The following is a 25,726-nucleotide window of genomic DNA, read 5'->3' on the forward strand; positions in this document are numbered from 1 at the left end:
ACCGATCGGCCGTTTGGAAGGGGAGCAGATGCAGCTCGAGTCGATGTACCAGGAGATCATCCTGGACCACTACCGGAACCCTCATCACAAGGGTCTCCGGGAGCCGTACGACGCCGAGGTGCACCATGTGAACCCGACCTGCGGTGACGAGGTGACGTTGCGCGTCAAGCTGGACGGCGACGAGGTCGTCGACGTGTCCTACGACGCGCTCGGCTGCTCGATCAGCCAGGCCAGCGCGTCGGTGATGACCGACCTCATCATCGGCAGGCCGGTGACGGACGCGATGGTGACCGGCGACGAGTTCCTCAAGCTGATGCAGTCCCGCGGGCAGACCGAGCCCGACGAGGACGTGCTCGAGGACGCCGTCGCCTTCGTCGGAGTGTCGAAGTACCCCGCCCGTATCAAGTGCGCCCTGCTCGCCTGGATGGCGTGGAAGGACGCGACCGCGAAGGCCATGGAAGGCAACAACTCATGAGCGACACGAAGGCCGCCGAGGACGACGTCCTCGAGGCGATGCGCGACGTCGTCGACCCCGAGCTCGGCATCAACGTCGTCGACCTCGGACTGGTCTACGGCGTCAACATCGGCGACGACAACGTCGCCACGCTCGACATGACGCTCACGAGCGCGGCCTGCCCGCTCACCGACGTGATCGAGGACCAGACGGCGAGCGCCCTGGAGGGGCTCGTGGAGAAGGTCACGATCAACTGGGTGTGGCTGCCGCCGTGGGGCCCGGACAAGATCACCGAGGACGGGCGGGAACAGCTGCGCGCCCTGGGCTTCAACGTCTGAGCCCGGTCAGTCGAGGCCGGCGTGCCGCCGCCAGCCCGTCGGCTGCTGGGAGTTGGCGATCCACTGGTCGGTGTAGCGCAGGATCGCCGTGAGGGCGTCGAGCGCGCCGGCGGGCCCGCCGGTGCGCCATGACGTCTCCACGATCGTGTGCGCCCGGTGCGGGGTCTCGCACCGGCACGCGATGGTCAGGCTGGCACCGAGCCGGCAGTGGTTCGGGTAGAAGTCGACCGTCTCCATCCGGATCGCCACCTCGAGCCAGTCGTCCCCGGCCTCGTAGGTGTGGCAGTCGTAGATCCGGTGCGCGGGCGGGTGCCACATCCACTGGCCGGGCTGCGGCCCGGGGCCTTCGCCGGTGGCCGCCGGGGCCGGATGGCGGGCGTGCCACTGGCCGGTGAGGGTGAGGAAACGGGCGCGGATCTCCGGGCCGTCCCACGCCGGTCCGAAGACCTCGGTGAGGGGGAGCGCCCGAGGCCATATCCACACCGCGATGGCATGATCGTCGGGCGGATTCCTCACCGTGCAATGATGCCGCGAGCGTACGGCTTCGCGCAGGCTCACGGGCGATCGAGACGACCTCGTGACGATGCGCGGTGACTCGGGGAAAGGGCACAGTGGAGATCTTCACCAACTGGCGCACGTGGGAGCAGGCCCGCGCCGCTCTGGCCTCGCGGCCGGTCGATCTGGCGACCCTCGATCGGGCCGCCGAAGCCGCGCTGCGCTGGCACGGCGAGCAGCGGCGGCCCACCGGCGCCCCCTACGTCGAGCACCTCCTCGAAGCGCTGGAGGTGCTGGTCCGCGGCGTCGGCGTCACCGAGACCGACCTGCTCGTGGCGGCCCTGCTGCACGACGCGGTGGAGGACACCCCGGCGACGCTCGCCGACGTCGAGGCGGGGTTCGGCCCGGTCGTCGGGGAGCTGGTGGACTGGGTGACCAAGCCGCCGGTGCAGGGGAAGGCAGCCAAGCGGGCCGCGAAGGTGTCCTACCTGCGGCGGCTGCGCGACGCGCCCCGCGAGGCGATCCTGGTCAAGCTCGCCGACCGGGTCAGCAACGTCCAGACCCTGGACCGGATGCCGCTGGACTTCCAGCGCCGCTACCACGCCGAGACGGTCACCTACATCGTGCCGCTGGCCGCGGGCGAGCCCTGGTTCGCCGACTGGCAGGAGCGATTCGCCCACCTGCGCTGACCGGACGAGATGTCGGGCGCGATTCGCCCACCTGCGCTGACCGTTCGAGGCGTCAGGCGCGATTCGCTCACCTCGCCGATCGAGCCTCGGCCGTACGCGATGGCGATTCGCTCACCTGCGCTGACCGCGCCCCCGGCCGTACGAGATGATCGCGGGCATGGAACGCCAGTGGACGGTCGAGGAGAGCGTCGTCATCGACGCGGCGCCGGAGCGGGTGTACGAGGCGGTGGCCGACCCGCGCCGCATGGGCGAGTGGAGCCCGGAGGTCTTCGCGGTCTGGGTGCGCGGCCGCCGCGTGGTCCCCGGCCTGCCGTTCGTCGGGTTCAACCGCATGGGGCCGCGCGTGTGGTTCACGAACTGCCGGGTCACCGAGGCGGTGCCCGGCAAGGCCTTCGCGTTCCGGGTGACGAGCTTCGGGATCCCGGTGGCCGTGTGGGGCTACCGGGTCGACCCGGCCGAAGGCGGGGCGACCCGGCTGACGGAGCACTGGGAGGACCTGCGGCGGGACAACCGTGGAGCGGGGTTCGTCTCCCTCCTCGGCAGGGTCTTCACCGGCGTCCCCGCGGAGGGGCGCGCCGACGTCAACTGGCAGGGCATGCGCACGACCCTCGCCCGCATCAAGACGGCGCTGGAACGCTGACCGACCGGTCCACCGCGAACGCCGCGAAGCTCTGGGCCACGGGCATCAGCTCGATGACGTTGATGTTGACGTGGGCCGGCAGTGACGCGGCCCAGGACACGGCCTCGGCGACGTCGTCGGGGCCGAGCGGCCGCATCCCGGCGTAGACGGCGTCGGCCTTTTCCCGGTCCCCGCCGAACCGCACGGTGGAGAACTCCGTGCCTCCGCACATGCCGGGCTCGACGCAGGTGACGCGGACGCCCGTCCCGTGCAGGTCGCTCCGCAGGTTCAGACTCACTTTTTGGTCACTCTTGGCGATCGCATGGTACCGTTCTGTGGTCAATACGCCCCGTGCCCAGGCGACGCGGGGCACCCTCCTTGGTCCTATAGCTGTGCAGGCTGGACCGATAGCGTCCGGAGGGACGTGCCACGCGGGTCGGCGGCTTTGCCTGCCGACACCAGGGGACGAAGACGATTGGTGCATACCTGGCATCCAGCCGGGGCGATTCCTCAGGATTCCTCAGAATTCCTGAGCCAATCAGAGACGCTGAACTGATGGACGAACGGAACTCCGCGGGCAGGGTGGCGATCGCGTGCTCGACCGCCGTCCTGTCCCGGACGTCCAGTTCGAGCGGGTGGACGGCGCCGGGATGGTCGGCCGCCAGTTCGGCGAGCAGGTGCGCTCGGCGCGCCGACGCGACGACGCGTGCGCCGTCGGCGGCGAGACGGCGGGCGATGGCGGCGCCGAATCCGGTGCTGGCACCGGTGACGAATGCGATCACGGCTCAGCGCTCCTCGGGGATCGTGGCGAGGAACTTGCCCAGCGCCTCGTTGAACTCGGCCGGCCGTTCCAGGTTGGGCATGTGCGCGGTGCCCTCGATCACCACGAGCGTGGATCCCGGGATGACCTCGTGCATGAGCCGGGCGTCCGCGATCGGGGTGAACTCGTCGTCGCTGCCGACGACGATGAGCGTGGGGACGCGGACACGCGCCAGGGATGCGACGTAGTCGGGACGCTCGGCGCGGCCGCGCTGCGCGGCGGCGGCGCCCTCCGGAGGCGCTCCTCGCATCATGCCGAGGACGTGTTCGGCCACCGCCGGGAACCGCCGGATGTTGGCCGGCGCCACCATCTTGGGCAGGACCTCATCCGCGTAGCCGCCCATGCCCTCCCGGACCAACCGGTCGGCCATGGCGTTGCGGGCCCGCCCGCTCTCCTCGTTCTCCGCCTGGGGAGTCGTGTCGGCGAGCAGAAGGCCGCGCAGCCGCTCCGGGAACAGGCGGTGGAACTCCATGACGATCTGGCCGCCCATGGACAGGCCGCCGAGCACGATCTCCTCGACGCCGAGGTGGTCGAGGAGGCCGGCGATGTCCTCGGCGAACGCCTGGAACGGCGTTTTACCCGGGACGACGGTGCTCCGGCCGTAGCCGCGCAGGTCCGGCACGATCACCCGCCGCGTGTCGATGTGCTCGACCTGGGGCGTCCACATCGAGCGGTCGAAGGGGTGACCGTGGACGAGCACCAGCGGCGGAGAGGCGCCGTCGGAGCGATGATCGTCGTATTCGATCGTTACCTGGCCATTGCGGAAAACGCCCATGTCCTGTGTCTCCTTCATGGGTCATGCTTGACGGATCGATGCTATTGACGCCAATATCTCGGTGCAATAGTTAAATTGCTCTCGGTGCAATGTTGGCGTGGAGGCGGGTATGGACGACTACCGGCGGATCGCGGACGCGCTGGCGGCGCAGATCACCGACGGCCGCCTCCGGCCGGGGGACCGGCTGCCGCCGCAGCGGCAGTTCGCCCGCAGGCACCGCATCGCCGGTTCCACCGCGGCGCGGGTGTACGGCGAGCTGATCCGCCGCGGCCTCGCCGTCGGTGAGGTGGGGCGCGGCACCTTCGTCCGCGCCGCGGCCCCGGCCGGTGAGCCCGCCCTCGCCGAGCCGGCCCGGGCGCGGGTCGACCTTGAGCTGAACTTCTCTCTCCCGCCCGAGCAGCCCGCGCTCCTCGCGGAGAGCCTCGGCGGCCTGCTGCGCCCCGACGTGCTGGCCGGGGCGCTGACCCCCATGGGAGCGGCGGGCACGCCGGCCGTCCGGGAGGCGGCCGCCGCGACGCTCGCCCGTCCCGGCTGGACCCCCGACCCCGGGCGCGTGCTCATCGCCGGCAACGGACGGCAGGCGATCGCCGCGGCGCTGGCGGCGCTGGTGCCCGCCGGCGACCGGGTCGGCGTCGAGGAGCTGACCTACCCCCTGGTCAAGGGCATCGCCACCCGCCTCGGCATCACGCTGGTGCCCCTTGCCATGGACGAGTCCGGCGTGCTCCCGGAGGCCATCCGATCGGCCGGGCCGCTGCGCGCGGTCTATCTCCAGCCCACGCTGCACAACCCGCTCGGGGTCACCATGCCCGAGTGCCGGCGCGCCGAGGTCGCCGCCGCACTGTGCGACCTCGGCGTCTACGCCGTCGAGGACGCCATCTACGCCTTCCTCCGCGACGATCCTCCGCCGCTGGCCGCACTGGCGCCGGAGCGCGTCATCGTCGTCGACAGCCTGTCCAAGCGGGTGGCCCCGGGCCTGACCGTCGGCTTCGCCGTGCCACCGGAGGCGATCGGCGACCGCGTCGCCTCGGCGCTGCGCTCCGGCGGCTGGACGGCCTCACGCTTCGCCGTCGAGGCCGCGACGCGATGGCTGACCGACGGCACGGCCAGGACCCTTCAGGAGATCAAACGCCGCGACGCGGCGGCCCGCCAGCGGCTCGTCCGCGAGCATCTGGCCGGATTCGCCGTCGAGGCCGATCCGCAGGCCTTCCACTGCTGGTGGCGGCTGCCCGATCCTTGGCGGGCCGACACGTTCGTCGCGGCCGCCGCCCGACGCGGCATTGCCGTCACCCCGGGCGCGGCCTTCACCGTCGTGGTGTCCCGCGCGCCCAACGCCGTCCGCCTCGCCCTGTCGGCGCCGCCGATCGACACCCTGGCCGCCGCTCTCGAGACGCTGGCCGCCCTGGCCAGAAGCGCTCCTGAGGACGTTGAGGTGGAATGAGTGGTTCAGGTCTTCTTCGGTTTGGCGGGCCAGATCGTGTAGGTGATCGGCCACAGCGCCCAGATGCCGAGGATGACCGTGAGGCGGCCCAGCCAGCCGCTCAGCGCGGCCGTGCGGTCCGCGTCGCCGACCAGGGCGATCGCCGCGAGGAGGAGCGCACAGGAGATCGCCCAGGCGATGACGGCCTTGCCGAACTCTCTCCACTCGTGCCGGGCGCGCGCCCGGCCGTAGCGGGGCGGCTTGCTCGGCGGCGGCCCGCCCGCGAACCGGTGCGCGAACCGCTCGTCGGCCCAGCGGATCATCCCGTGGCCGAACGCGACCGAGAAGCCGAGGTACGCGGCGGCGAGACCGTGGGGGAAGCCGGCCGTCGCGCCCCGGCGCAGGTCGACGACCGTGGCGATCAGCAGGGCCAGGTCGGTGAGCGGCACGCAGAGCAGCAGCGCCGCGCCGAGCCCGCGCCGGCGGGCGAGGTAACGGGTCGCCAGCCCCGCGAACAGGAACAGCCAGAAGCCGACCTCACAGCCGGCGATGATCAGGAAGAGCACGGTCCCATCGTCGGCCGGGAGACCTCGCCGGACGCTCGTCGCGGGTGATGAATCGGGGGTCCTCCTTTCGATGTACGCGTCGATCGGCCTCTGGCCGGTGCGAACGCCGTCGGGGGGATGGTGTGATCGACCCATGAGATGGACGACGCGGCAGGACGCGTTGCTGGCCACCGCCGCGCTCGCCGGGGGCGCGGTGATGCTGGCCGCCCACTCCTACATCCACTGGCCCGGGCGGCCCGACCCCGGCCCGCTGTGGCGGGCGATCCCGCTGCTCGGCGTGTGCGCGGCGATGCTCTTCCGCCGTACCGCGCCGATGGCCACGCTCGCCATCGCCACGCCCGCCGTCGTCGCGGATGCCGTCCTGGGGACGAGCTTCCCGACTGTCGCGATCTTCACCGACGCGCTTTACGCGGCGGCGCTGTACGGACCGGCGGCCTCTCCTCGCCGGCTGCTGACCGCGACCGGAGCGGTCACGCTCGCGCTCACCGGCGTCATCAGCCTGCTCGACGCCAGCAGTCCCGGCACGATCGTCACCAACCTGGCCAGCCTCGCGCTGGTGCTCGTGGTGCCGGTGCTCACCGCGATCGTCGTCCGCGAGCACCGCGACCGGGCCGAGGCGGAACGCGTACGCGCGGAGCAGGCCGCCCAGCTGGCGGAGGCGGAACGCGTACGCGCCGAGCAGGTCGCCCGGCTGGCCGAGCTGGACCGCCGGGAGGCGGTGGCCGACGAGCGCGCGCGGATGGCACGGGAGCTGCACGACGTCATCGCCAACCACCTCAGTGCGGCCGCCCTGCACTCGTCGGCGCTGCTCTCGGTGCCGGACATGGACGCCGCGGCCGTACGGAGAGCGCTGGAGGTGATCAGGGAGAACAGCGTGCAGGGGCTCGCGGAGATGCGCCGCATGATCGGACTGCTGCGCGGGAGTGAGGGCACCGGCGCCGCGGCGCGTCCGCGCCTCGACGACGTCACCGCCCTCGTCGAGCGCACCCGGCGGGACGGCCTCACCACCCGTCTCACCACGGACGGCGAGCCCGCGGAGCTGCCGGCCGCCGTCGAACTGGCCGCGTACCGGATCGTTCAGGAGTCGCTGACCAACGTCGTCAAGCACGCCGGCGACGGTGAGGCGGCGGTCGCGATCACACATGGCCGGGACGCCGTCACCATCGTCGTCGACAGTCCGCTCGGCGGGAGGACGGGGATTCTGGGGACCGGCACCGGACTCATCGGGATGCGCGAACGGGCGTCGCTGCTCGGCGGCTCATTCACCGCCGGCCGAGACGGCGGCCGATGGCGGGTCCACGCCCGGCTTCCGGTGAGCGGATGAATGGATCCAGGCCCGGCTTCTGGGTGGGTGGATGAAGGGGTGCACGCTCGGCTTCCGGTGGATGGATGAACGGGTCCAGGCCTGGCTTCTGGGTGGGTGGATGAATGGATCCACGCCCGGCTGCCGGTCGGCGAATGAAGGAGAGAGTATGACCATCCGGGTACTGGTCGCCGACGACCAAGCGGCCGTACGGGCCGGGCTCGTGCTGATCCTGGGCTCCGCGCGCGGCATCGAGGTCGCCGGTGAGGCCGCCGACGGCCGGGAGGCGGTCGCCATGGCCCGTGAGCTTCGTCCGGACGTGGTGGTCATGGACATCCGGATGCCGCGCCTCGACGGCATCGCGGCCACCCGCGAGCTGGCCGGCGTGGCCGACGTCCTCGTGCTGACCACCTTCGACCTCGACGAGTACGTCTTCGGAGCGTTGCGCGCCGGCGCCGCCGGTTTCCTTTTGAAGGACATCGACGCGAATCGTCTCATCGAGGCCGTACGGCTGGTCGCCGCCGGGGACGGCTTCATCGCGCCGGCGGTCACCCGGCGGCTGATCTCGGCCTTCGCCGCCACCCGCCCGCCCGCCGCCACCGGACCGGTGGCCGCGCTCACCCCTCGGGAACGCGACGTGCTTGCCTGTCTGGGGGAGGGGCTGTCCAACCAGGAGATCGCGGTCCGGCTCGCGATGGCGGAGACGACGACCAAGACCCACGTCAGCCGCATCCTCGCCAAGCTGGGGCTGCGCAGCCGCGTCCAGGCGGCGATCTACGCCCAGGAGATCGGCCTGACCTCGGCCTGAATCCCGATCGCGAAGCCCCGTCCGGCCGTCGCCTGCCCGGATCTCAGAGCCCGGCCCGGACCTCGTCGTCGGCCCGCCCCCCACGGCGTGTGGCTGTGGTCAGGTTGTCGGCGCGCGCCCTGTGGTGGATGGTGAAATCGGCTGATCCTCGGAGGCACGATGCCGTACGTTCTCCTCGCCTCGGGCGTCCTCGCGTTGCTGACCACGGTCAACGCGCTGCGGCCGCGCCGGGGGCGCCTCCTGCTCCCCGGCTTCTTCGTCGCGTGGCTCACGATCGAGCTCGCGCCCTGGGTCCTCGTGATCGAGGCGGTGGTCACGGCGCTCATCGCCGGTGCGGGAGGTCTCGCGGGCCCGGCCGGCTGGGCGGGGATCGCCGCGACCGTCCTCGGCTGGGCCGGACTGGCGGTGGTCATGGCGCGGGCACGGCGGACGACGGTGACCGTCCGGGAGTGGAGCGCGGAACTGGAGCTCGATCCGGGGGAGCGGGCACCGGCGTTTCCCCGGTCCCACGTCGTCTTCCCCGTCCTCATGACCCGTCGTTCCGGGGTGACGCGGACCCGGAACATCGCGTACGGGGACGAGCCGGACATGCGGCTCGACGTCTACCGGCCGTCCGCGCCGGGGGAGCGCCGCCCGGGGATCATGGAGGTGCACGGCGGGGCCTGGATGATCGGCAGCAAGCGGGAGCAGGGGATCCCGCTGTTGAACCACCTCGCCGCCAACGGCTGGGTGGGCGTCAACGTCGACTACCGGCTCAGCCCGCGCGTGAAGTTCCCCGACCACCTCATCGACCTCAAACGGGCGATCCGGTGGTACCGCGAGCACGCGACGGAGTACGGGGCCGACCCGGACTTCCTGTGCGTCACCGGCGGGTCGGCGGGCGGCCACCTCGCCGCCCTCCTCGCGCTCACGCCCGGTGTCCCGGAGTACCAGCCGGGGTTCGAGGACGTCGACACGACCGTGCGGGCGGCCGTGACCTTCTACGGCGTCTACGACATCGTCGCCCTGCTGGACGGCGGCTCGAAGACGTTCGCGTCCGCCATGGAACGCCACGTCATGGGCGCACGGCGGGCGGAGCACCCCGAGGCGTACGAGAAGGCCTCACCGGCGCACTGGATCAACGCGGACGCGCCGCCCTTCCTCGTCGTCCACGGGAGCCTGGACACGCTGGTGCCGGTGACGCAGGCGCGCTCCTTCGCGGAGCGGCTGAGGGAGGTGTCGGCGGCCCCCGTGCTGTACGCCGAGATGAAGGGCGCCCAGCACGCCTTCGACATCTTCCCGTCGTACCGCACGGCCCGCGTCATCGAGGGCGTCGAGCGTTTCCTCACCTCGGTGCGGCGGGCCGAGCACCCCGTCTGAAACGTCAGTGATCGAGCGCGGACAGGCTGCGGATCAGGTCGCCGACCCGCGCGATGCCCAGACAGCGCCCGACCTCGTCGATCACCACGAGGTCTTCGTAGACGCGCTCGGCGTCGTTGCCCGCCGCGCGGAGGGCCGCGATCGCCGGCACCGTCCGGGGGACCGGCCGAGGCGCGTCGGCGAGCCGCGCGGCCGGCTTGTGGGCGTGCAGGGCGTGGCCGTACGCCCCGGCGAGCCGGAGCAGGAACCGGGTGCGGTCGACCATGTGCCGTGGGCGCTGGGCCTGGTCGACGAGCACGACGCTGCTGGTGGCCGGATCCGCGTTGAACACCGTGAGCACCTCTTCGGCGGTGGCCGTGTCGGGCATGACCGTCGCCGGCATCATGAACTCCGTGACGCGCGGACCGAGCCGGTCGCGTTCGACGTCGCGCGATCCGACCGGGACGTTCACCGGCACCCCGGGCAGCCACTGCGGAGACGCCAGCAGCGGTCCCTGCGCCAGCCGCACCCCGCGTCCCCGCAGGTGGGTGAGCTGATCGTCGGAGATCACGCCGGGGGCGAGCACATGACCACCGATGCGGCGGCCGAGCGCGACCAGAGCCTCGGCGATCGCGGAGCGCCGGGGGTCCGCGGTGGCTCGCCGGGTCACCTCGGGCGTGAGCATCAGGATCGTCGGGGCGATGTCGGCGACGAACCGCGTCGGCAGGTCCCCCGCCTCCACGGCGAGCAGGTACCCGCCCGAGCGGATCCCGCCCAGCCGGGCGGCGGCCTCGTCGAGTGACACCCCGGCCGTGTCGCCCGTCACCCCCAGGATGACGCCGCCCGGTCGGCGGCCCAGGCTCGCCAGCGTCCGGTGCAGCCGCTCCATCGGCCGGTCGTAGGCGAGCGTGCCCATCCGCAGCACGAGCAGGACGGGGAGCAACGTCTCCCGGCGGGACAGGGAACGGGCGGCGAGGATCGCGCAGTCGACGTCGAGATCCGGATCGAGGACCGGGGGACCGGGTACGGAGGGCGCCACGGCGACGACGGTTCCGGCATCGAGGTCGACGATGGGGTGGAAGGTGACGTGTGCCGTAGGCGGGACGTCCGAACGCCCCGCATGCGCCGAAGGCGAGACGTCTGGACGCGCCGCGAACGCGGACTCCGCGCGCGCTGCGTGCGTCGAAGGCGAGACGTCGGGACGCCCCGCGAACGCGGACTCCGGGCCGCCGGGGGCGGCGGCGAAAGCGGTCACGAGACCATTCTGCGACCTCTTCCGCGCCTTTGGGTGGCTCTGACCTCACTATTCATCGGAAATTTCACAGCTTGCCGCTGTTTTGATATCGGGCGGGGTCGTGTTGTGGTAAGTGATCTTCCGTAACCTCCCGGGGCGGGGAGCTGCGCCGGTCAGTACGTGCGGTTGAGCATCACGATCGACAGGAAGTAGGTCACGCCCGCGACGGCGGCGAGGCCGGCGAGAAGGCCGATCTCCGCGCCCCGCAGCGCCTGCACCAGCATCGCCGCGACGATCACCCCGACGAGCACGTCACCGGTCATCGCGGCGGCGCGCAGATGGATCCCCGAGCGCCTGCCGACTCCGAACGCCTCGTGCGTGGTGAGGACCGACTCGCCCCGGCGGTAGGCCAGCAGCACCCCGTAGCCGAGGAGCACCGCGAACCCCACCAGGCCCGTCGACATGTGCCCTCGGGTGGCCTCGGTGGCTCCGATCGCCACACCGGCGGCGACGGCGAGCGCCGGTGCGATCCACCGGCCCAAGCGCCGGCGTTCGGGAGCGATCCACATGCCCGACATCCTCCCACCGGGTCGCGGTTCCCAAACCGACGGTGATGAAAATGGCGATCACCGGTCAGGGCGCGGCAAATCGAGTCTCACCCGACCAACCGACCCCGACCACCCCTTGGTCACGAGGGCTCTGGGACGCGTCCGCGGCGTGCGCGCCCGGAACGCCGGGCCACCAGCACGACCACCACGGCCACGAGCGCCACCACTGGCGTCCCGAGCAGCCACAGGAAGGCCGGCACGCCCAGGAACGTCACCAGGCCGCCCTCCACGTAGTCCACCTGCTGGTAGGGCGTGTCGCCGGCATTGGCGAACGTCAGGTCGTCTGTGAAGTCGGACGGGGGGATCCCCTGGCGCACCACCTCGGTCAGGAACGCCCCGCCGCCCAGCAGGCCGCGCAGGCCGGGGGAGGAGACCTGTGCGGGGCTCACCCGGCCCGCGTACGTGGTGAACAGCCCGAGGCCGCGGACGGTGACCCGATGGGGCGCGAGGACGTACAGGTGCACGGCCTGGGGCGTGCTCGCCAGCCGCGACAACCGGATCGGGTAGACCGGCGCGGCGGTCGTGAACCTGATGCGCAGCGGATCGAGCTCACCGGTGAGCGGGCCGCTCTCGGGGGCGAGCCTGATCGCCGTGTAGGTCCACTGCCGCGCCACGTACGGTTCGAGCGCCTGGGAGAGCCGGCCCTTCAGGCGGTAGCCATGGCTCGTCAGCCAGGACGCGAGCGCGTGCGAATCGCGGGCGGACAGCGTCGTGACCTCGAAGGGGCCGAGCCGCTGCTGCTTGAGCACCCCCACGCCGCCGGGCATCCTCGGCGCCGGGGCGCCCGCCACGCGGGCCGGGCCAAGGTCCGGGAACCAGTGCCGGCGCTTCACGACACGGGGTTCGGTGAGGCGGTCGAGCTGCTCGAACCAGCCGCGTTCGCCGAGCGTCACCGTGGCGCGGGCCGGGGTCGGCATCAGCCACGCGGCGTCACGGGCGCTGGACCGCACCGACAGGCGCATGACGATCTCCTCCGCCGAGCCGTCGTAGCGGACGATGGAGGTCTCCTCGGCGACGTTGACTCCGGAGTCCGTCGAGGTGATGAGCGCCCCGCAGCCACAGGCCCAGGACGGTCGGACGACGCCCATTGCGGCCGCGGCGACCACGAGGGGGATCAGGAGCCGGGCGAGCGATCTTCCACGCATGCCGGCTCAGACGAGGGCGACGTCAGAACGGTTGCGGGCCGCGGATCACGATCTGGACTCGGCGCGGTCCGCCGGTCAGGGGGATGGGGGGTCAGTAGGGGAGCACGCGGCCGGAGGGGGTGCGCAGGTCGAGCTCGGCGGCTGAGGTCGGACGCGGGCGTTTGACCTTGACCTGCTGGATGCGGCGCATCGGACGATCTCTCCTCGGAGGTCAGGGGATGGAAACGGTCGATATCCACTCTCGTTGCGGGAACGGTGCGCGACTACGGGAGGACTCCCCGTATGGGTACGCGTTCCCGGGTGGCCGGGCGGGGATACGCGTCACTCCCGGCCCAACCGCCGCAGGAGTACCGCACGCCGTTCCTCCAGCTGCCCGAGGAGTGCTTCCTGCTCATCGGCGTTCTCGATCATCGCGGCACTCTCGGCGGGATCGGTCGCGCCCTCGTCCCGGTCGCCGATCCGCCGGCGCATCTCCTTCAGCTCCGGGCGGACGGACGCGATGTCGTCCTCCACCACCCGGAGCTCCTCCTCCAGGTCCTCCCTCGACTGATCGTCGGCCATGTCACGGCCTCCCGTCCTGGTCGTGCGGTCCGCCGTGCGCGGCGGGCCGGTCGCCGTACACGTTTCCCCCTGATCCCGGTCGCCACACGTGGAAGATCACCGAGTTCGCCCCGTCGGAGGCGGCGATGCCGAGATCCCCGGCGTTGTCCCTTACACTGAGAGCATGCTTGCGAGCTGATCAGGCGCTCCTTGGGCGCGGCCGGGCCGGACGAGGCCCCGGGCGGCGCCCTTTTCGTCGTCCCCGCCTCTCCCAGCCCGCCCCCCAGGAGCGTTCTCACTGTGATCACCGCCCGTGACATCGAACTCCGCGCCGGTTCCCGTCTGCTGCTCGACGGAGCCACGTTCCGCGTCAACCCCGGCGACCGGGTCGGCCTGGTCGGCCGCAACGGGGCCGGCAAGACCACCCTCACCAAAGTGCTCGCCGGAGAGGGTCTGCCCGCCGCCGGCGAGGTGACGCGGTCCGGCACCGTGGGTTATCTCCCGCAGGATCCCCGCACCGGCGACCTGGAGGTCCTCGCCCGCGACCGGATCCTGTCCGCGCGCGGACTGGACGAGGTCATCAGGGGGATGCGCCAGGCCGAGGAGAAGATGGCGACGGCCGAGGGCGCCGAGCGCGACAAGGCCGTCCGCCGCTACGGTCGGCTGGAGGACCGGCTGCACGTCCTCGGCGGCTACGCCGCCGACGCGGAGGCGGCCTCCATCGCCTCGAGCCTGAGCCTGCCGGACCGGGTGCTCGGCCAGCCGCTGCGGACCCTCTCCGGCGGTCAGCGCCGCCGGGTCGAGCTGGCCCGCATCCTGTTCTCCGGGGCCGACACCCTCCTGCTCGACGAGCCGACCAACCACCTCGACGCCGACTCGATCACCTGGCTCCGCGACTTCCTGAAGTCGCACCAGGGCGGACTGATCATGATCAGCCACGACGTCGGCCTGCTCGACGCGGTCGTGAACAAGGTGTTCCACCTCGACGCGAACCGCAACGTCATCGACCTCTACAACGTCGGCTGGAAGACCTACCTGACCCAGCGGGAGACCGACGAGCGGCGCCGCAAGCGCGAGCGTGCCAACGCCGAGCGCCAGGCGAACACCCTGCAGACCCAGGCCGACAAGATGCGGGCCAAGGCGACGAAGGCGAGGGCCGCGCAACAGATGGAGCGCCGTGCCCAGCGCCTCCTGGCGGGGGTCGAGGACGAGCGTCAGTCCGACAAGGTGGCCAAGATTCGGTTCCCCGCGCCGGCCCCGTGCGGCAAAACGCCGCTCATGGCACGAGCTTTGTCCAAATCGTACGGTTCGTTGGAAGTCTTCGCCGATGTCGACCTAGCGGTTGATCGGGGCAGCCGAGTGGTCGTCCTGGGCCTCAACGGCGCGGGCAAGACGACCCTGCTGCGCATGCTCGCAGGCGTCGAAAAGCCCGATACGGGCGAGCTTATCGACGGGCACGGCCTGCGCCTGGGGTACTACGCCCAGGAGCACGAAACGCTCGACGTCGACCGTACCGTGCTGGAGAACATGCGGTCCGCCGCCCCCGACCTTCCGGAGACGGAGACGCGCAAGATCCTGGGCTCCTTCCTGTTCACCGGGGACGACGTCGAAAAGCCCGCAGGCGTGCTCTCCGGGGGCGAGAAGACCCGCCTGGCGCTCGCCACTCTCGTCGTGTCCAGCGCCAATGTGCTGCTGCTCGACGAGCCCACGAACAACCTCGATCCGGCGAGCCGCGAGGAGATCCTGGCGGCCCTCCGCACCTACGCCGGGGCCATCGTTCTGGTGACCCACGATGAGGGTGCGGTGCAGGCGTTGCAACCGGAAAGAGTGATCTTGCTTCCGGATGGTGTAGAGGACATCTGGAGTGACGAATTTTCCGATCTCGTGGCACTTGCCTGACCTGCAGCGCAACCTTGACCCAAGGAAGCAGATCTTTTCTGGCGTAGTGGGTAGCCGATCGCGCGCGAATGTCTGATCATGGCTGGGGATAACGCAGCGGTCACCGCATCACTACGGGAGGTACTCGTGGCCGAGACCCTAAAGAAGGGCACCCGCGTGACCGGTGCCGAGCGAGATAAGTTGGCGGAGCAGTTGAAGAAGCGTTACGACTCCGGCGAGAGCATCCGTGCCCTGGCTGCAGCAACCGGACGGTCGTACGGCTTCATCCACCGCATCCTCACCGAGTCCGGCGTGAACCTGCGCGGACGCGGTGGGGCTACCCGCGGTAAGAAGTCCTGACGGACTAGCTCCCCCCAACTCTCGGCGCCGGACCGCATGAGAGGCCACCGTGCCCGACCCGCTAGGGTCGGGCACGGTGGCGGGCCCTCCGCCACGACGCACACGCCAGAAGGAGCGTCATGGCGGATTCACCGCTCACCACCGCCGAGCTCGAACGAGCCGGTCTGCGCCTCGACGTCGACGACGCCGTGGCGACGATCACTCTGGCCCGGCCCGAGCGGCGCAACGCTCTGACCTTCAGCACGTGGCGGACGCTCGCCCGGATCGGCGAGACGCTGCCCGACGGTGTGCGCGTCGTCGTCGTACGCGGCGACGGACCGTCGTTCTCGGCAGGGATCGACCTGCGCCTGTTCAGCCCGGAGGGCGTTCCCGGAGAGGACACCGCAGGCCCTCGCGACGAGGAGTTCATCGCCGGCCTGCAGGCCGGCTACCTCTGGCTGCGCCGCCCCGACATCGTCTCCGTCGCCGCCGTTCACGGGCACGCCATCGGCGGCGGCTTCCAGCTCGCGCTAGCGTGCGACCTGCGCGTGGTCGCCGACGACGTGAAGTTCGCGATGAAGGAGCCCGCGCTCGGCATCGTCCCGGACCTCACCGGCACCAAGCCGCTCGTCGACATCGTCGGCGTGCCCCGGGCCCTGGAGATCTGCCTGACGACCCGTACGATCTTCGCCGACGAGGCCGCCCGCCTCGGCCTGGCCGAGCTGGTCGTGCCCGCCGCCGAGCTCGACTCCGCGGTCGCCGACCTCGTCGCGGCGATCCTCCAGGTTAAGCCGGAGACGGCGGCCGCGACCAAGCGTCTCCTGCGGCAGGCCCCGCACAACACCCTCGAGGAGCAGGCGGCGGCCGAGCGCCGCGAGCAGGTGCCCCTCCTCGGCGGCTGAATCGCGCGCCGGCGTCAAGTAGACCGCGTCTACAAGCCACGGTCCGCCCTGTTGTGCCGGTGGCTGTTCCACGCCTCGAGCGCGACACGGCAGACTCGCCCCATGGACGATCTCGTGGATCCGATCGTGGCCAAGGCGATGCGCCGGGAGGCGCCGACCCGCGACGAGGCCCGTGCGGTGCTCGGCGTCTCCGACGCGGGCACGCTCGAACTCGTCACGGCGGTCGCGCGCGTACGGCGGGAGTTCTTCGGCGACCGGGTGAAGCTGAACTACCTGGTCAACATGAAGAGCGGCCTGTGCCCGGAAGACTGCTTCTACTGCTCCCAGCGCAAGGGGTCCGACGCCGACATCCTCAAGTACTCCTGGCAGGACACCGAGGAGATGGTCCGCGCGGCCGACAAGGCCGTCGCGCGCGGCGCTCGCCGGGTGTGCCTGGTGGCCAGCGGCCGCGGACCGGCCCAGCGGGACATCGACCGGGTCGGCGACGCCGTCCGGGAGATCGCCTCCCGCGACGTCGAGGTCTGCGTGTGCCTCGGCCTGCTCAAGCCGGGCCAGGCCGAGCAACTGCGCGAGGCCGGGGCGTTCGCCTACAACCACAACCTCAACACCAGCGCCGAGCGCTACGGCGACATCTGCACGACCCACGGCTTCCAGGACCGGGTCGACACGGTCAACGAGGCGGCGGCGGCCGGGCTGTCCCCGTGCTCCGGAGCGATCTTCGGCATGGGAGAGAGCGACGAGGACGTCATCGACGTCGCCTTCGCGCTGCGCGAGCTGAACCCGGACTCGGTGCCGGTGAACTTCCTCATCCCGTTCGAGGGCACGCCCCTGGCCCGCACCTGGGAGCTGACGCCGCTGCGCTGTCTGCGCATCCTCGCGCTGTTCCGGCTCGTCTTCCCGGACGTCGAGGTGCGGCTCGCCGGCGGGCGGGAGATCCACCTGCGGAGCCTGCAGCCCCTCGCGCTGCACGTGGTCAACTCGATCTTCCTGGGCGACTACCTCACCAGCGAGGGGCAGGCCGGCGACGACGATCTGCGGATGATCGCCGACGCGGGGTTCGTCGTCGAGGGCGCCGACGAGGGGAAGGGCCCGGAGGCCCGGCACGACCTCGTCGCCGTCCGCGACCGCGGGATAGGGACCGACAAAGAGGGCAATACGTGATGGTCCGCCCCCCAGGGGCTGAACCGGCCCCGGCCGGAGGCGCGTTCCGGCCGGGGGCCTACCGTGGGGCGAGCACATGACGACTAGGGAAGGACTCTTCCTCGTGACCACCGTCCCGACCGTGACCCTGAACACCGGTGCCGCGATGCCGCAGCTGGGGTTCGGGGTCTGGCAGGTCCCCGATGAGGAGGCCGTCTCTGCGGTCCGCACCGCCATCGAGGCGGGCTACCGCAGCATCGACACCGCCGCGGCGTACGAGAACGAGGCGGGCGTCGGCAAGGCGATCGCCCCGCCCGAGGTGCCCCGCGACGAACTGTTCGTGACCACGAAGCTGTGGAACGGCGACCAGGGGTACGACCGCGCGCTGCGGGCCTTCGACCTGAGCCTGGACAAGCTCGGCCTCGACTACGTCGACCTCTACCTGATCCACTGGCCCCTTCCGGCCAAGGACGCCTACGTCGAGACCTGGAAGGCGCTCGAGAAGGTGCACAACGAGGGCCGCGCCAGGGCGATCGGCGTCTCGAACTTCCAGATCCCGCACCTGCGGCGGCTCTTCGAGGAGACGGACGTCGTGCCCGCCGTCAACCAGATCGAGCTGCATCCGTACCTCCAGCAGGAGGAGCTGCGGGCGTTCCACGCCGAGCACGACATCGCGACGGAGGCCTGGAGCCCCCTCGCCCAGGGCGGCACGCTGCTCAAGGACGACACCATCGCCCGGCTGGCGGCCGAGCACGGCAGGACCCCCGCGCAGATCGTCCTGCGCTGGCACGTCCAGATCGGCAACGTGGTGATCCCCAAGTCGGTCACGCCGTCCCGTATCCGCGAGAACATCGAGGTCTTCGACTTCGACCTGAGCGACGACGACCTGGCCGCCATCGCCCGCCTGAACCGCGACGAGCGCACCGGACCGGACCCGGACACCTTCAACCTCGGCGCGTGACCGGCTTCGGCGGCCCGACGGAGGCGCGATCGTGGACACGAGCCCCGTCCGGGCGTCGTAGGTCCTCGGCCTAAGTCCTTCTCCGGCGCATGGCCGATGGCGCGGCCCTCGCGAATGGCGCAGGCTGTTCGTGAGGGCCGCGATCGGCGTTCTGGAGGGTGGGAATCAACCGCCGGTCCGGTACGTTGTCGCGGACGCTTACATGATTACGTGCTGAACCCAACGGGAGGGTCGCCGTGGGCATGCCGGACAACGGCTGGATGATGATGGCGTCGTTTCGCCGTGACAAATCCGTCGTCAAGGAGCGGTTGAAGGCCGGGACGGTCCGGCGCATCGCCGGTTACGCCCGCCCCTACATCCGCGAGCTCATCCTGTTCCTGGCCCTGAACGCCGTCGCCGCGGTGATCGTCGTGGCCAATCCGCTGCTGCTCAAGTCGATCATCGACAAGGGCATCGTGCCGCACAAGAGCGGCGTCGTCCTCGGCCTCGCCATCGCGGTCGGCGGCCTGGCCCTGATCGAGGCGCTGATCGGGCTCGCCCAGCGCTGGTACTCCGCGCGCATCGGCGAGGGTCTCATCTACGACCTGCGCACCGAGGTCTTCGACCACGTCCAGCGCATGCCGGTCGCCTTCTTCATGCGGGCGCAGACGGGGTCGCTGGTCAGCCGGCTCAACAGCGACGTCATCGGCGCCCAGCGCGCCCTCACCACGACCCTGTCGTCGGTCGTCTCCAACGTGATCAGCCTGCTGCTGGTGCTCGGCACGATGTTCCTGCTGTCCTGGCAGGTCACGTTGATCGCGCTGGTGCTGACGCCGATCTTCATCTTCCCCGCCAAGTGGGTGGGGCGGCGGCTGCAGAAGATCAGCCGGGAGCAGATGCAGCTGGACGCGGAGATGAGCTCGCTGATGACCGAGCGGTTCAACGTCGCCGGCGCGATGCTCGCCAAGCTGTACGGCCGCCCGGAGGAGGAGTCGGCGGGGTTCGCCGACCGGGCGCGGCGGGTGCGCGACATCGGCATCACCTCCGCGATGTACGGACGGGTCTTCTTCACCGCGCTGACGCTGGTGGCCTCGCTCGCCACCGCCATGGTGTACGGCGTGGGCGGCACGCTCGTCGTGAACGGCGGGTTCCAGCTCGGCACGCTGGTCGCCCTGGCGGCGCTCCTCACCCGGCTGTACGGCCCGCTGACCGCGCTGTCGAACGTCCAGGTCGACGTGATGACCGCCCTGGTCAGCTTCGACCGCGTCTTCGAGGTGCTCGACCTCAAGCCCATGATCGATGAGAAGCCGGACGCGGACCCGCTCACCGCGAACGACGACCCCGAGTCGGCCGACGACGGTGGCGACGCCGCCCCGGCGATCGAGTTCGACGACGTGGTCTTCAGCTACCCCGCGGCCTCCGAGGTCTCCCTCGCCTCGCTGGAGTCGATCGCCCGGGCCGACACCGCGCCGGCCCGCGAGGTGCTGCACGGGGTGACCTTCCGCGTCGAACCCGGAACGATGACCGCTCTGGTGGGGCCCTCAGGGGCCGGGAAGACGACGATCACCCAGCTCGTGTCCCGGCTGTACGACGTCTCGGACGGCGCCGTACGGATCGGCGGCCAGGACCTGCGGGACGTGACCCTGGAGTCGCTGCGCGGCACCATCGGCGTGGTCACCCAGGACGCGCACCTGTTCCACGACACGATCCGCGCGAACCTCGAGTACGCCCGGCCCGGCGCCACCGACGAGCAGCTGGCCGAGGCCCTCCGGGCCGCGCAGATCTGGAACCTCGTCGCGAGCATGCCCGACGGCCTCGACACCGTCGTCGGCGATCGGGGCTACCGGCTCTCCGGCGGCGAGAAGCAGCGCCTGGCCATCGCCCGGCTGCTGCTGAAGGCCCCGTCCGTCGTGGTGCTCGACGAGGCGACGGCCCACCTGGACTCCGAGTCCGAGGCGGCCGTGCAGCGGGCCCTGAGCACGGCGCTCGCGGGCCGTACGTCGATCGTCATCGCGCACCGGCTGTCGACGATCCGCGAGGCCGACCAGATCCTCGTGATCGAGGACGGCCGCGTCGCCGAACGGGGCCGGCACGAGGAACTGCTCGACGAGGGTGGCCTGTACAGCGAGCTGTACGACACGCAGTTCGCCCGGCAGAGCCTCCCCGACGCGGTGCACTGACCGACCGTACGCCCGGGCCGGCGCCGCCCGGAGTCGAGCGCGTCGGCGAGGGAGGGGCCGTCAGGAGTCGGTTGCGTCGGTGGGGGAGCGGAGGTGCCCGGGTCGGCCGCGCCGGCGGGCGCTGGAGTCGGGCGCGTCGGCGGGGGACGGGCCGTCAGGAGTCGGTTGCGTCGGTGGGGGAGCGGAGGTGCCCGGGTCGGCCGCGCCGGCGGGCGCTGGAGTCGGGCGCGTCGGCGGGGGACGGGCCGCGGGGAGTCGGTTGCGCCGACGGAGGAGCGGAGGTGCCCAGGTCAGGCGCGCCGGGGTCGGTCGCGTCGGCGGAGGAGTGGGGCCGCCGGGCGTACAACGGCCGATCGCGGGTAGACGATCTCATCGAGCACCCGTCCGCGAGCGAAGGGAACGGTCATGGTGATGCCGGATGACCGCGCCCGTACCCATATCCCGCCGCCGGTCGAGCTCTGGCCGATCAGCGAGCTGATGCGGCAAGTCGGCCGCGTCGTCGCCGAGGAGCTCGAACGCCCTGGCCGGAGCGCTGGGAAGGATCAGGCGCGGGAGCACGCACCCCGGAGGCCGCGACCGGAGCCGACGAGGTCCGCCGAGCGGGGGCAGGAGCCGGAGACGGCCGTCCAGCCCGACGGCCACGACCGCTGACCGCGTGCCGTGATTCCCAGGAGTAAGCGGTGGCGGGGAGGGTAGATCCACCGCGTGAGCGCTGCGTATAACGCACGGGCACTGTGGGTAACCGTCGTCGCGGCGAGCGCCTGCGTGAGCGGTCTGCTGCTGACCGGCGCGCGGACGGAAGGGGCCGACCCGCCGGCGCCCGGCGCGCCGTCGGCGTCTCCCAGCGCGGAGTCCGGCACGGAGTCCGGCACGGAGACCGCAGCTCCCGGGCCGGCGTACGCGAACCGGTCCCGCGTGTTCGGCCTGGTCGAGGCGGGTCCCACCACGGACATGGTGCTGTTCGCCCCGGCCCGCAAGGTGCAGCCCGGAGGGCCGGAGACGGTCTACCCGGCGAACGTGGGGCCGTACGTCCGGCTCCGGCTGGCCTCCGGTGCCGCGATCCGGGCGTCGGCCCCGATCGCGAACGAGGGCGTCACCGACTGGGTGCGCGGGGTCCGGCTGAGCCCGCAACAGTTCCACACGCTGCTCTTGAAACTTCAGGAGCGGCTTCACCCGCTGCTGGACCGCTCGCACATGTTCGAGCTCTGGTTCGACGCCCAGGGGCGGGTCACGCGGATGCAGCACTACTTCAGTCCCTGAGGGACGCGAATCGGGGGAGAGGATGAGACGTTCGCTCGCCGTGGCGGGCGCGGCGTTCGGAGCCGCGCTGGCGGTGGCCGGCTGCCACCAGGAGACCGGGCCGCCGGACGCGGACCTCTCCCATCACCGGACGATGAGGGCCTTCCGCGTCCACCACGAACGTGGGCCGGCCCACCGCGGGGACGGGGACGCCTGGACGGGACGGGCGATCAGGGAGAGGGTGGCCCGCGAGGTCACGCCGGTCCCGCTCCGACCGCGTCCGCCGACGCAACCCGAGAACGGCTGCGCCTCCTCCCACCGATCGGATCGCGGCGCCGCGGTGCACTGTGTCCAGCGGTCCGGGCAGGACGTCGACCGGTCGGGCGACACCGTCGTGCGCGACAACGGCCCGGACGACGGCTCAGACGACTGACCGCCCGGGGTTCCACCGGCCAGTCGCCCCAGGGCGTGCGGACCCACGCCCCGGCATCACGACCGCGAGTCGCACCGACCGGGCGCGGAGAGGACGCGGGAACCAGGACGCTCAACGCCGTTCGGAGCGTCCGGCCGAGCACGCACGGCTCATGCTCAGCCCTTTGGAACGGTTTCACCTGAGCGCATTCTCATGGCAACGCCGCCGTCGCGCGTTCTGGTGAGTCTGAGATCAGGCGGCGAATCGTCACTGCGGAGTTGAGTGCGATGTTGAAGAACAACAGGCGCGGAGTGCGGCGGATCACCGCACTCGTCGTCGGATGCGGCGCGGCCGGGCTCGCGATCGGCTGGCGCTATGCCGAACGAGCGCGGGTCACGACGTCGATGACCGGTCGGTGAGCCGGTAGCCCAGGCGGGTGAGCTCCATCCCGGCGACCTTCTCGACCTGGGTGATCTGCTTGGGCGTCAGCTCCTCCTGCCACCGGCCGACACCTCCGTCGTGGACGCCGTACAGCGCGGTGCGGGAGATCCGCTGGTCGAGGTAGTCGGACACGGCCGAGATGACGTCCCGCGGCCGTGCCACGAGCTCCTCGTAGCGGACCGTGAGCAGCTGCTCCTCCGGCGTCTGGGCCCGGAGCCGGGCGCTGAGCCGGATCGATCCCCGCCAGCGCAGCGCGCACTTGACGGCGACTCCGGCACGCGGCCAGCGGAGGCGCTCGGTCACGTCCTCGACGCCGAGGAACGGGTTCGGGAACACCTCGTCGAGGTTGGCGAACCCGGGCCGGAACCACGCCAGGCAGCGCTCGTCGGTGAGCATCCCGGCGACGGCGTCGCGGCCGTCCCGGATCACCTGGATCAGCTGCGCGTCGGGGAAGGCGTCCAGCAGCACGTCCGTGCTGTAGATCAGGTCGGGGGTGGCGTCGCCGAACCGCTGGACGCCGCGCGGATCCCCGCACGTGCCGTCGGCCCCGATCCGGCCCAGCTCCCGGCACTCCGCCGGGCACTCTCCGCAGCCCTCCCGGGTGACCTGCCAGCTGTGCGCGTACGCGTCGCGCAGCACGCGCGCCGCGCCCTGTCCCCGTTCACTGGCGATCGAGGGACGCCGGGCGAAGGCGTACACCGTGCGGACCACACCGGGCCGTCCCATCGTCACGTGGAACGCGGCGGTGCGCCGCAGGGCACGCGCCAGCAGGTCCGTGCCCGAGTGGGGGGCGCCCAGGAGGAAGACCGGGCGTCGGACCTTGGTGCCGTTGACCACGAGGATGTGGGAGGGCGTCGTGCGCATGGGGTCCATAAGTCTGCCATCCCGGTCAGGTCGCCATCGCCCTGATCGCCACTCATGGGGGCCTCTCTCCGGATGCGTCGGCCGTGCCCACGACCGGTTGATGGACACACCGGATCGTAGTGCCCGAAACCCGGATTTTGCCGCAGGCACGTTCGATCAAACGCGGAACGCATCGCCGGGCTCAGCCGAGGGCGCGACGCAGGGCCGCGACCCGCGCCCCGGCGGCGTCGAAGTCGCCCCGGTCGAGCCGGCCGTTCCGCAGAGCGCCGGCCAGGCCGGCGACGACCGCCTGCCCGTCCGCGACCCGCTGGGAGCACACCAGGATGAGGTCGATCCCGGCCTGTGCGGCGGTCACCGCCCGCTGCGCGTACGTGCCGAACGCCGTCAGCGCGCCGGCGTTGATGGCGTCGCTCACCGTTACGCCCCGGAATCCGAACCGGTCGCGCAGCTCACGGAGGACGACCGGGGACAGGCCGGCGGGCCGAGCCCGGTCGAGCGCCGGATAAACGGCCCACGACGGCATGACGAGCTCGACGCCGGCCGTGATCGCCGTAGCGTACGGTGGCTGGTCGACGCGCTGCAGGTCGGCGCGGGAGACGTCGAGCGTGACGGGTCTCAGGTCGGTGTTCTCCCCGGCCCCGGCCGCGCCGAGCCCGGGGAAGTGCTTGACGGTCGCCGCGACCCCGGCCTGTTGCTGCGCCGTGACGAAGGCGGCGCCCAGCCGACCGCACACGGCCGGATCCGTGCTGTACGAGCGCCCGAGCCGGTCGGCGAAGTCGCCTTCGACGCGATGGACGTCCAGCACGGGAGCGAGGTTGACGTTCATCCCGACGCCCGCGAGCAGCCGTCCGGCGGTCTCGCCCGCCCGGCCCGCGGACGCGAGGGGGTCGGACGCCGCGCCGATCTCCTTCTGCGACATGACGGGGCCGCCCGGCAGGCGTCGTATCCGGCCGCCCTCCTGGTCGGTCATGAGCAGCAGGGGGGCCTGCGCCGGCCCGGCCCGCCGCGCGGCGGCCTCCAGCCTCCGGATCTCCGAGGCGATCTGATCCAGACCCGTGACGTTGTCGGCGAAGAAGATCACGCCTCCCACGGTGCCGGCCCGGATCTGATCGAGCAGGGGCTGCGGCACGGCGGATCCGGAGTAGGAGAAGATCACCCGCCGCCCGGCCTGCTGCTCCGGCGTCGGCGCGTTCGCGGCGGCCGCGCGCGCCGGCCCGAGGGCCACGGCGGTGAGCCCGGCCCCTGCGCGGATCGCGTCCCGTCGGCTGATCGGTCGATGCGTCATGGCCGTCAGGCGCCCCGGTGGTGCGGGGCGCGCCTCCTCCCGCTCCTGAGGCCCGCCTCGGCGGGCGGCCGGATTCGGACTCCTCCTCCGATTGTGGAACAGCGCCCTGTCCGGACCGCGACCCGGGGGCCGGTGGCACGGCCCCCGCCGCGGCCGTCTCCGGACCGCGGAGCGGGTCAGCCGCCCATGATGTCGTCGGTCATGCGCTGGTTGCCCGCCAGCAGGCCGCCGTCCACGGGCAGTGTCGTCCCGCTGATCCAGGCGGCGTCGTCCGAGGCCAGGAAGGCCACGGCGGCGGCGACGTCGTCCGGGGTGCCCACCCGGCGGAGGGGATACCAGCCCGCGACCCGGTCGAGGACGCCCGGGCTGCGCCGTTCGCGGTCGTCCCACGTGCCGGTGCGGATCGTGCCGGGCGCGACGGCGTTGCAGCGGATCCCCTGCGGGCCGTAGCGGACCGCGACGCTGCGGGTGAGGCTGAGGATCCCGGCCTTGGCCGCGCTGTAGGCCTCGTTGCCGACGTGGACGAGGCCGTTGACCGAGGCGACGTTGACGATCGCGCCGCCGCCCCGCTGGAGCATCGCGGGCAGTACGGCCTGTGTGCACAGGAAGGTCCCCTTCAGGCACAGGTCGACGTCCCGGTCCCAGGCATCCTCGGACAGCGTCTCGAACGCGGCGTCGGTCGCGCCGCCGGCGTTGTTGACGAGGACGTCCACGGGCGTGCCGGTCAGGGCGGCCCGGACGCTCGCGCGGTCGGTGACGTCGACGGTGACCGCCCGGGCGCCGGGGATCTCATGGGCGGTGCGCTCGGCGCTCGCGGCGTCCAGGTCGGCGACGAGGACCTCGGCGCCCTCCGCGCCGAACCTCCGGGCGATCGCCCGCCCGATCCCCGTGCCGGCACCGGTCACCGCGACCACGCGTCCAGAGAATCGCATCCCCCGATCATGCAGCACGGCCCGT

The 25,726-nt window shown here is 71.8% G+C and carries 29 protein-coding genes; 17 read left to right on the forward strand and 12 right to left on the reverse strand.

Annotated features, from left to right (window positions below; all coding sequences use genetic code 11):
- Nucleotides 1-28 precede the first annotated feature (28 nt).
- Together sufU and ACQP2O_RS22750 are read left to right on the forward strand one after the other, a co-directional pair.
- A complete protein-coding gene (sufU, locus tag ACQP2O_RS22745) occupies nt 29-475 on the forward strand; it encodes a Fe-S cluster assembly sulfur transfer protein SufU (RefSeq protein ID WP_433188561.1) in 447 nt (148 codons plus the stop codon).
- Complete coding sequence (locus ACQP2O_RS22750; protein ID WP_360879074.1) at nt 472-792, forward strand: metal-sulfur cluster assembly factor; 321 nt, start codon at nt 472-474, stop codon at nt 790-792. Before sufU ends, ACQP2O_RS22750 begins: the two co-directional genes overlap by 4 nt.
- A 6-nt stretch (nt 793-798) precedes the next feature.
- On the opposite strand, the gene ACQP2O_RS22755 is transcribed toward ACQP2O_RS22750, so the two are convergent.
- Nucleotides 799-1,308: a hypothetical protein gene (locus ACQP2O_RS22755; protein WP_433188564.1), complete on the reverse strand. Its 510-nt coding sequence runs from the start codon at nt 1,306-1,308 to the stop codon at nt 799-801.
- 74 nt (nt 1,309-1,382) lie between these two features.
- Between ACQP2O_RS22755 and ACQP2O_RS22760 the strand changes: the two genes are divergently transcribed.
- Together ACQP2O_RS22760 and ACQP2O_RS22765 are read left to right on the forward strand one after the other, a co-directional pair.
- Nucleotides 1,383-1,976 (forward strand): HD domain-containing protein, encoded by a 594-nt coding sequence (locus tag ACQP2O_RS22760; RefSeq protein WP_433188567.1) that lies wholly within the window; start codon nt 1,383-1,385, stop codon nt 1,974-1,976.
- 157 nt (nt 1,977-2,133) lie between these two features.
- Nucleotides 2,134-2,616 carry an SRPBCC family protein gene (locus ACQP2O_RS22765; RefSeq protein WP_433188570.1) on the forward strand — a complete coding sequence of 161 codons (483 nt, stop codon included), beginning with the start codon at nt 2,134-2,136 and terminating at the stop codon, nt 2,614-2,616.
- On the opposite strand, the gene ACQP2O_RS22770 is transcribed toward ACQP2O_RS22765, so the two are convergent.
- The 3 genes from ACQP2O_RS22770 to ACQP2O_RS22780 are packed head-to-tail and all read right to left on the reverse strand — an operon-like array spanning nt 2,594 to nt 4,208.
- Complete coding sequence (locus ACQP2O_RS22770) at nt 2,594-2,893, reverse strand: hypothetical protein (RefSeq protein ID WP_433188573.1); 300 nt, start codon at nt 2,891-2,893, stop codon at nt 2,594-2,596. The two genes, ACQP2O_RS22765 and ACQP2O_RS22770, sit on opposite strands and share 23 nt — an antisense overlap.
- A gap of 7 nt (nt 2,894-2,900) precedes the next feature.
- Nucleotides 2,901-3,377, reverse strand: a complete 477-nt coding sequence (locus ACQP2O_RS22775) for an SDR family oxidoreductase (RefSeq protein ID WP_433188576.1) — start codon at nt 3,375-3,377, stop codon at nt 2,901-2,903.
- A 3-nt stretch (nt 3,378-3,380) separates the two neighbouring features.
- Nucleotides 3,381-4,208 carry an alpha/beta fold hydrolase gene (locus ACQP2O_RS22780; protein ID WP_433188579.1) on the reverse strand — a complete coding sequence of 276 codons (828 nt, stop codon included), beginning with the start codon at nt 4,206-4,208 and terminating at the stop codon, nt 3,381-3,383.
- 91 nt (nt 4,209-4,299) lie between these two features.
- Here ACQP2O_RS22780 and ACQP2O_RS22785 point away from each other — a divergent pair, with 91 nt between their 5' ends.
- The gene (locus tag ACQP2O_RS22785; RefSeq protein ID WP_433188582.1) at nt 4,300-5,628 is read left to right on the forward strand and encodes a PLP-dependent aminotransferase family protein; all 1,329 of its coding nucleotides are present in this window, start codon (nt 4,300-4,302) and stop codon (nt 5,626-5,628) included.
- A gap of 5 nt (nt 5,629-5,633) precedes the next feature.
- Here ACQP2O_RS22785 and ACQP2O_RS22790 read toward each other — a convergent pair whose 3' ends face one another.
- A complete protein-coding gene (locus ACQP2O_RS22790) occupies nt 5,634-6,173 on the reverse strand; it encodes a hypothetical protein (RefSeq protein ID WP_433188585.1) in 540 nt (179 codons plus the stop codon).
- Between the two features lie 133 nt (nt 6,174-6,306).
- On the opposite strand from ACQP2O_RS22790, the gene ACQP2O_RS22795 reads away from it, so the two are divergent.
- The 3 genes from ACQP2O_RS22795 to ACQP2O_RS22805 all read left to right on the forward strand — a co-directional run bounded on the left by ACQP2O_RS22795 (nt 6,307) and on the right by ACQP2O_RS22805 (nt 9,643).
- Nucleotides 6,307-7,497 (forward strand): sensor histidine kinase, encoded by a 1,191-nt coding sequence (locus ACQP2O_RS22795; RefSeq protein WP_433188588.1) that lies wholly within the window; start codon nt 6,307-6,309, stop codon nt 7,495-7,497.
- Nucleotides 7,498-7,645: 148 nt separating this feature from the next.
- Nucleotides 7,646-8,284, forward strand: coding sequence for a response regulator (locus tag ACQP2O_RS22800; protein WP_433188591.1), 639 nt, complete (start codon nt 7,646-7,648; stop codon nt 8,282-8,284).
- Between the two features lie 159 nt (nt 8,285-8,443).
- Nucleotides 8,444-9,643 (forward strand): alpha/beta hydrolase fold domain-containing protein, encoded by a 1,200-nt coding sequence (locus ACQP2O_RS22805; RefSeq protein WP_433188594.1) that lies wholly within the window; start codon nt 8,444-8,446, stop codon nt 9,641-9,643.
- A 4-nt stretch (nt 9,644-9,647) separates the two neighbouring features.
- Here ACQP2O_RS22805 and ACQP2O_RS22810 read toward each other — a convergent pair whose 3' ends face one another.
- The 4 genes from ACQP2O_RS22810 to ACQP2O_RS22825 all read right to left on the reverse strand — a co-directional run bounded on the left by ACQP2O_RS22810 (nt 9,648) and on the right by ACQP2O_RS22825 (nt 13,170).
- Nucleotides 9,648-10,877 carry an EAL domain-containing protein gene (locus tag ACQP2O_RS22810; protein WP_433188596.1) on the reverse strand — a complete coding sequence of 410 codons (1,230 nt, stop codon included), beginning with the start codon at nt 10,875-10,877 and terminating at the stop codon, nt 9,648-9,650.
- A 152-nt stretch (nt 10,878-11,029) separates the two neighbouring features.
- Nucleotides 11,030-11,425, reverse strand: coding sequence for an ABC transporter permease (locus tag ACQP2O_RS22815; protein ID WP_433188599.1), 396 nt, complete (start codon nt 11,423-11,425; stop codon nt 11,030-11,032).
- 119 nt (nt 11,426-11,544) lie between these two features.
- Nucleotides 11,545-12,609, reverse strand: coding sequence for a DUF2330 domain-containing protein (locus ACQP2O_RS22820; protein ID WP_433188601.1), 1,065 nt, complete (start codon nt 12,607-12,609; stop codon nt 11,545-11,547).
- Nucleotides 12,610-12,930: 321 nt separating this feature from the next.
- A complete protein-coding gene (locus tag ACQP2O_RS22825; RefSeq protein ID WP_433188604.1) occupies nt 12,931-13,170 on the reverse strand; it encodes a hypothetical protein in 240 nt (79 codons plus the stop codon).
- Nucleotides 13,171-13,449: 279 nt separating this feature from the next.
- On the opposite strand from ACQP2O_RS22825, the gene ACQP2O_RS22830 reads away from it, so the two are divergent.
- From ACQP2O_RS22830 to ACQP2O_RS22870, 9 genes are all read left to right on the forward strand, one after another.
- Nucleotides 13,450-15,048, forward strand: a complete 1,599-nt coding sequence (locus tag ACQP2O_RS22830; RefSeq protein ID WP_433188606.1) for an ABC-F family ATP-binding cassette domain-containing protein — start codon at nt 13,450-13,452, stop codon at nt 15,046-15,048.
- 126 nt (nt 15,049-15,174) lie between these two features.
- On the forward strand, nt 15,175-15,387 hold the full coding sequence (locus ACQP2O_RS22835) for a helix-turn-helix domain-containing protein (protein ID WP_141961196.1): 213 nt from the start codon (nt 15,175-15,177) through the stop codon (nt 15,385-15,387).
- A gap of 119 nt (nt 15,388-15,506) precedes the next feature.
- Complete coding sequence (locus tag ACQP2O_RS22840; protein ID WP_433188610.1) at nt 15,507-16,268, forward strand: enoyl-CoA hydratase/isomerase family protein; 762 nt, start codon at nt 15,507-15,509, stop codon at nt 16,266-16,268.
- A gap of 102 nt (nt 16,269-16,370) precedes the next feature.
- The gene (gene bioB, locus ACQP2O_RS22845) at nt 16,371-17,429 is read left to right on the forward strand and encodes a biotin synthase BioB (protein ID WP_433188613.1); all 1,059 of its coding nucleotides are present in this window, start codon (nt 16,371-16,373) and stop codon (nt 17,427-17,429) included.
- 145 nt (nt 17,430-17,574) lie between these two features.
- Nucleotides 17,575-18,369 (forward strand): aldo/keto reductase, encoded by a 795-nt coding sequence (locus tag ACQP2O_RS22850; protein WP_433191124.1) that lies wholly within the window; start codon nt 17,575-17,577, stop codon nt 18,367-18,369.
- Nucleotides 18,370-18,611: 242 nt separating this feature from the next.
- Nucleotides 18,612-20,528, forward strand: a complete 1,917-nt coding sequence (locus tag ACQP2O_RS22855) for an ABC transporter ATP-binding protein (protein ID WP_433191126.1) — start codon at nt 18,612-18,614, stop codon at nt 20,526-20,528.
- 405 nt (nt 20,529-20,933) lie between these two features.
- Nucleotides 20,934-21,179 (forward strand): hypothetical protein, encoded by a 246-nt coding sequence (locus ACQP2O_RS22860; RefSeq protein WP_433188616.1) that lies wholly within the window; start codon nt 20,934-20,936, stop codon nt 21,177-21,179.
- 54 nt (nt 21,180-21,233) lie between these two features.
- Nucleotides 21,234-21,788 (forward strand): hypothetical protein, encoded by a 555-nt coding sequence (locus ACQP2O_RS22865; RefSeq protein WP_433188619.1) that lies wholly within the window; start codon nt 21,234-21,236, stop codon nt 21,786-21,788.
- Nucleotides 21,789-21,810: 22 nt separating this feature from the next.
- Nucleotides 21,811-22,200, forward strand: a complete 390-nt coding sequence (locus tag ACQP2O_RS22870; protein ID WP_433188622.1) for a hypothetical protein — start codon at nt 21,811-21,813, stop codon at nt 22,198-22,200.
- Between the two features lie 372 nt (nt 22,201-22,572).
- Here the strand turns inward: ACQP2O_RS22870 and ACQP2O_RS22875 are convergent, their stop codons facing one another.
- The 3 genes from ACQP2O_RS22875 to ACQP2O_RS22885 form a co-directional block, all read right to left on the reverse strand.
- Nucleotides 22,573-23,484, reverse strand: a complete 912-nt coding sequence (locus ACQP2O_RS22875; protein ID WP_433188625.1) for a sulfotransferase family protein — start codon at nt 23,482-23,484, stop codon at nt 22,573-22,575.
- Nucleotides 23,485-23,665: 181 nt separating this feature from the next.
- Complete coding sequence (locus tag ACQP2O_RS22880) at nt 23,666-24,769, reverse strand: glycoside hydrolase family 3 N-terminal domain-containing protein (protein WP_433188628.1); 1,104 nt, start codon at nt 24,767-24,769, stop codon at nt 23,666-23,668.
- A gap of 176 nt (nt 24,770-24,945) precedes the next feature.
- Nucleotides 24,946-25,701, reverse strand: a complete 756-nt coding sequence (locus ACQP2O_RS22885) for an SDR family NAD(P)-dependent oxidoreductase (protein ID WP_433188631.1) — start codon at nt 25,699-25,701, stop codon at nt 24,946-24,948.
- Nucleotides 25,702-25,726: the final 25 nt, after the last annotated feature.

Origin of the sequence: Actinoallomurus sp. CA-150999 (assembly GCF_050942425.1) — a bacterium.
In the GTDB taxonomy this organism is placed as follows: Bacteria; Actinomycetota; Actinomycetes; order Streptosporangiales; family Streptosporangiaceae; genus Actinoallomurus.

Excerpts from the sequence above, each read along its gene's own strand:
- ACQP2O_RS22885 (WP_433188631.1), bottom strand. The coding sequence starts at position 25,701 with ATGCGATTCTCTGGACGCGTGGTCGCGGTGACCGGTGCCGGCACGGGG.
- ACQP2O_RS22875 (WP_433188625.1), bottom strand. The coding sequence starts at position 23,484 with ATGCGCACGACGCCCTCCCACATCCTCGTGGTCAACGGCACCAAGGTC.
- ACQP2O_RS22750 (WP_360879074.1), top strand. The coding sequence starts at position 472 with ATGAGCGACACGAAGGCCGCCGAGGACGACGTCCTCGAGGCGATGCGC.
- ACQP2O_RS22850 (WP_433191124.1), top strand. The coding sequence starts at position 17,575 with ATGCCGCAGCTGGGGTTCGGGGTCTGGCAGGTCCCCGATGAGGAGGCC.
- bioB (WP_433188613.1), top strand. The coding sequence starts at position 16,371 with ATGGACGATCTCGTGGATCCGATCGTGGCCAAGGCGATGCGCCGGGAG.
- ACQP2O_RS22870 (WP_433188622.1), top strand. The coding sequence starts at position 21,811 with ATGAGACGTTCGCTCGCCGTGGCGGGCGCGGCGTTCGGAGCCGCGCTG.
- ACQP2O_RS22855 (WP_433191126.1), top strand. The coding sequence starts at position 18,612 with ATGCCGGACAACGGCTGGATGATGATGGCGTCGTTTCGCCGTGACAAA.
- ACQP2O_RS22805 (WP_433188594.1), top strand. The coding sequence starts at position 8,444 with ATGCCGTACGTTCTCCTCGCCTCGGGCGTCCTCGCGTTGCTGACCACG.
- ACQP2O_RS22795 (WP_433188588.1), top strand. The coding sequence starts at position 6,307 with ATGAGATGGACGACGCGGCAGGACGCGTTGCTGGCCACCGCCGCGCTC.
- ACQP2O_RS22860 (WP_433188616.1), top strand. The coding sequence starts at position 20,934 with ATGGTGATGCCGGATGACCGCGCCCGTACCCATATCCCGCCGCCGGTC.
- sufU (WP_433188561.1), top strand. The coding sequence starts at position 29 with ATGCAGCTCGAGTCGATGTACCAGGAGATCATCCTGGACCACTACCGG.
- ACQP2O_RS22765 (WP_433188570.1), top strand. The coding sequence starts at position 2,134 with ATGGAACGCCAGTGGACGGTCGAGGAGAGCGTCGTCATCGACGCGGCG.
- ACQP2O_RS22815 (WP_433188599.1), bottom strand. The coding sequence starts at position 11,425 with ATGTGGATCGCTCCCGAACGCCGGCGCTTGGGCCGGTGGATCGCACCG.
- ACQP2O_RS22825 (WP_433188604.1), bottom strand. The coding sequence starts at position 13,170 with ATGGCCGACGATCAGTCGAGGGAGGACCTGGAGGAGGAGCTCCGGGTG.
- ACQP2O_RS22820 (WP_433188601.1), bottom strand. The coding sequence starts at position 12,609 with ATGCGTGGAAGATCGCTCGCCCGGCTCCTGATCCCCCTCGTGGTCGCC.
- ACQP2O_RS22785 (WP_433188582.1), top strand. The coding sequence starts at position 4,300 with ATGGACGACTACCGGCGGATCGCGGACGCGCTGGCGGCGCAGATCACC.
- ACQP2O_RS22780 (WP_433188579.1), bottom strand. The coding sequence starts at position 4,208 with ATGAAGGAGACACAGGACATGGGCGTTTTCCGCAATGGCCAGGTAACG.
- ACQP2O_RS22840 (WP_433188610.1), top strand. The coding sequence starts at position 15,507 with ATGGCGGATTCACCGCTCACCACCGCCGAGCTCGAACGAGCCGGTCTG.
- ACQP2O_RS22880 (WP_433188628.1), bottom strand. The coding sequence starts at position 24,769 with ATGACGCATCGACCGATCAGCCGACGGGACGCGATCCGCGCAGGGGCC.
- ACQP2O_RS22800 (WP_433188591.1), top strand. The coding sequence starts at position 7,646 with ATGACCATCCGGGTACTGGTCGCCGACGACCAAGCGGCCGTACGGGCC.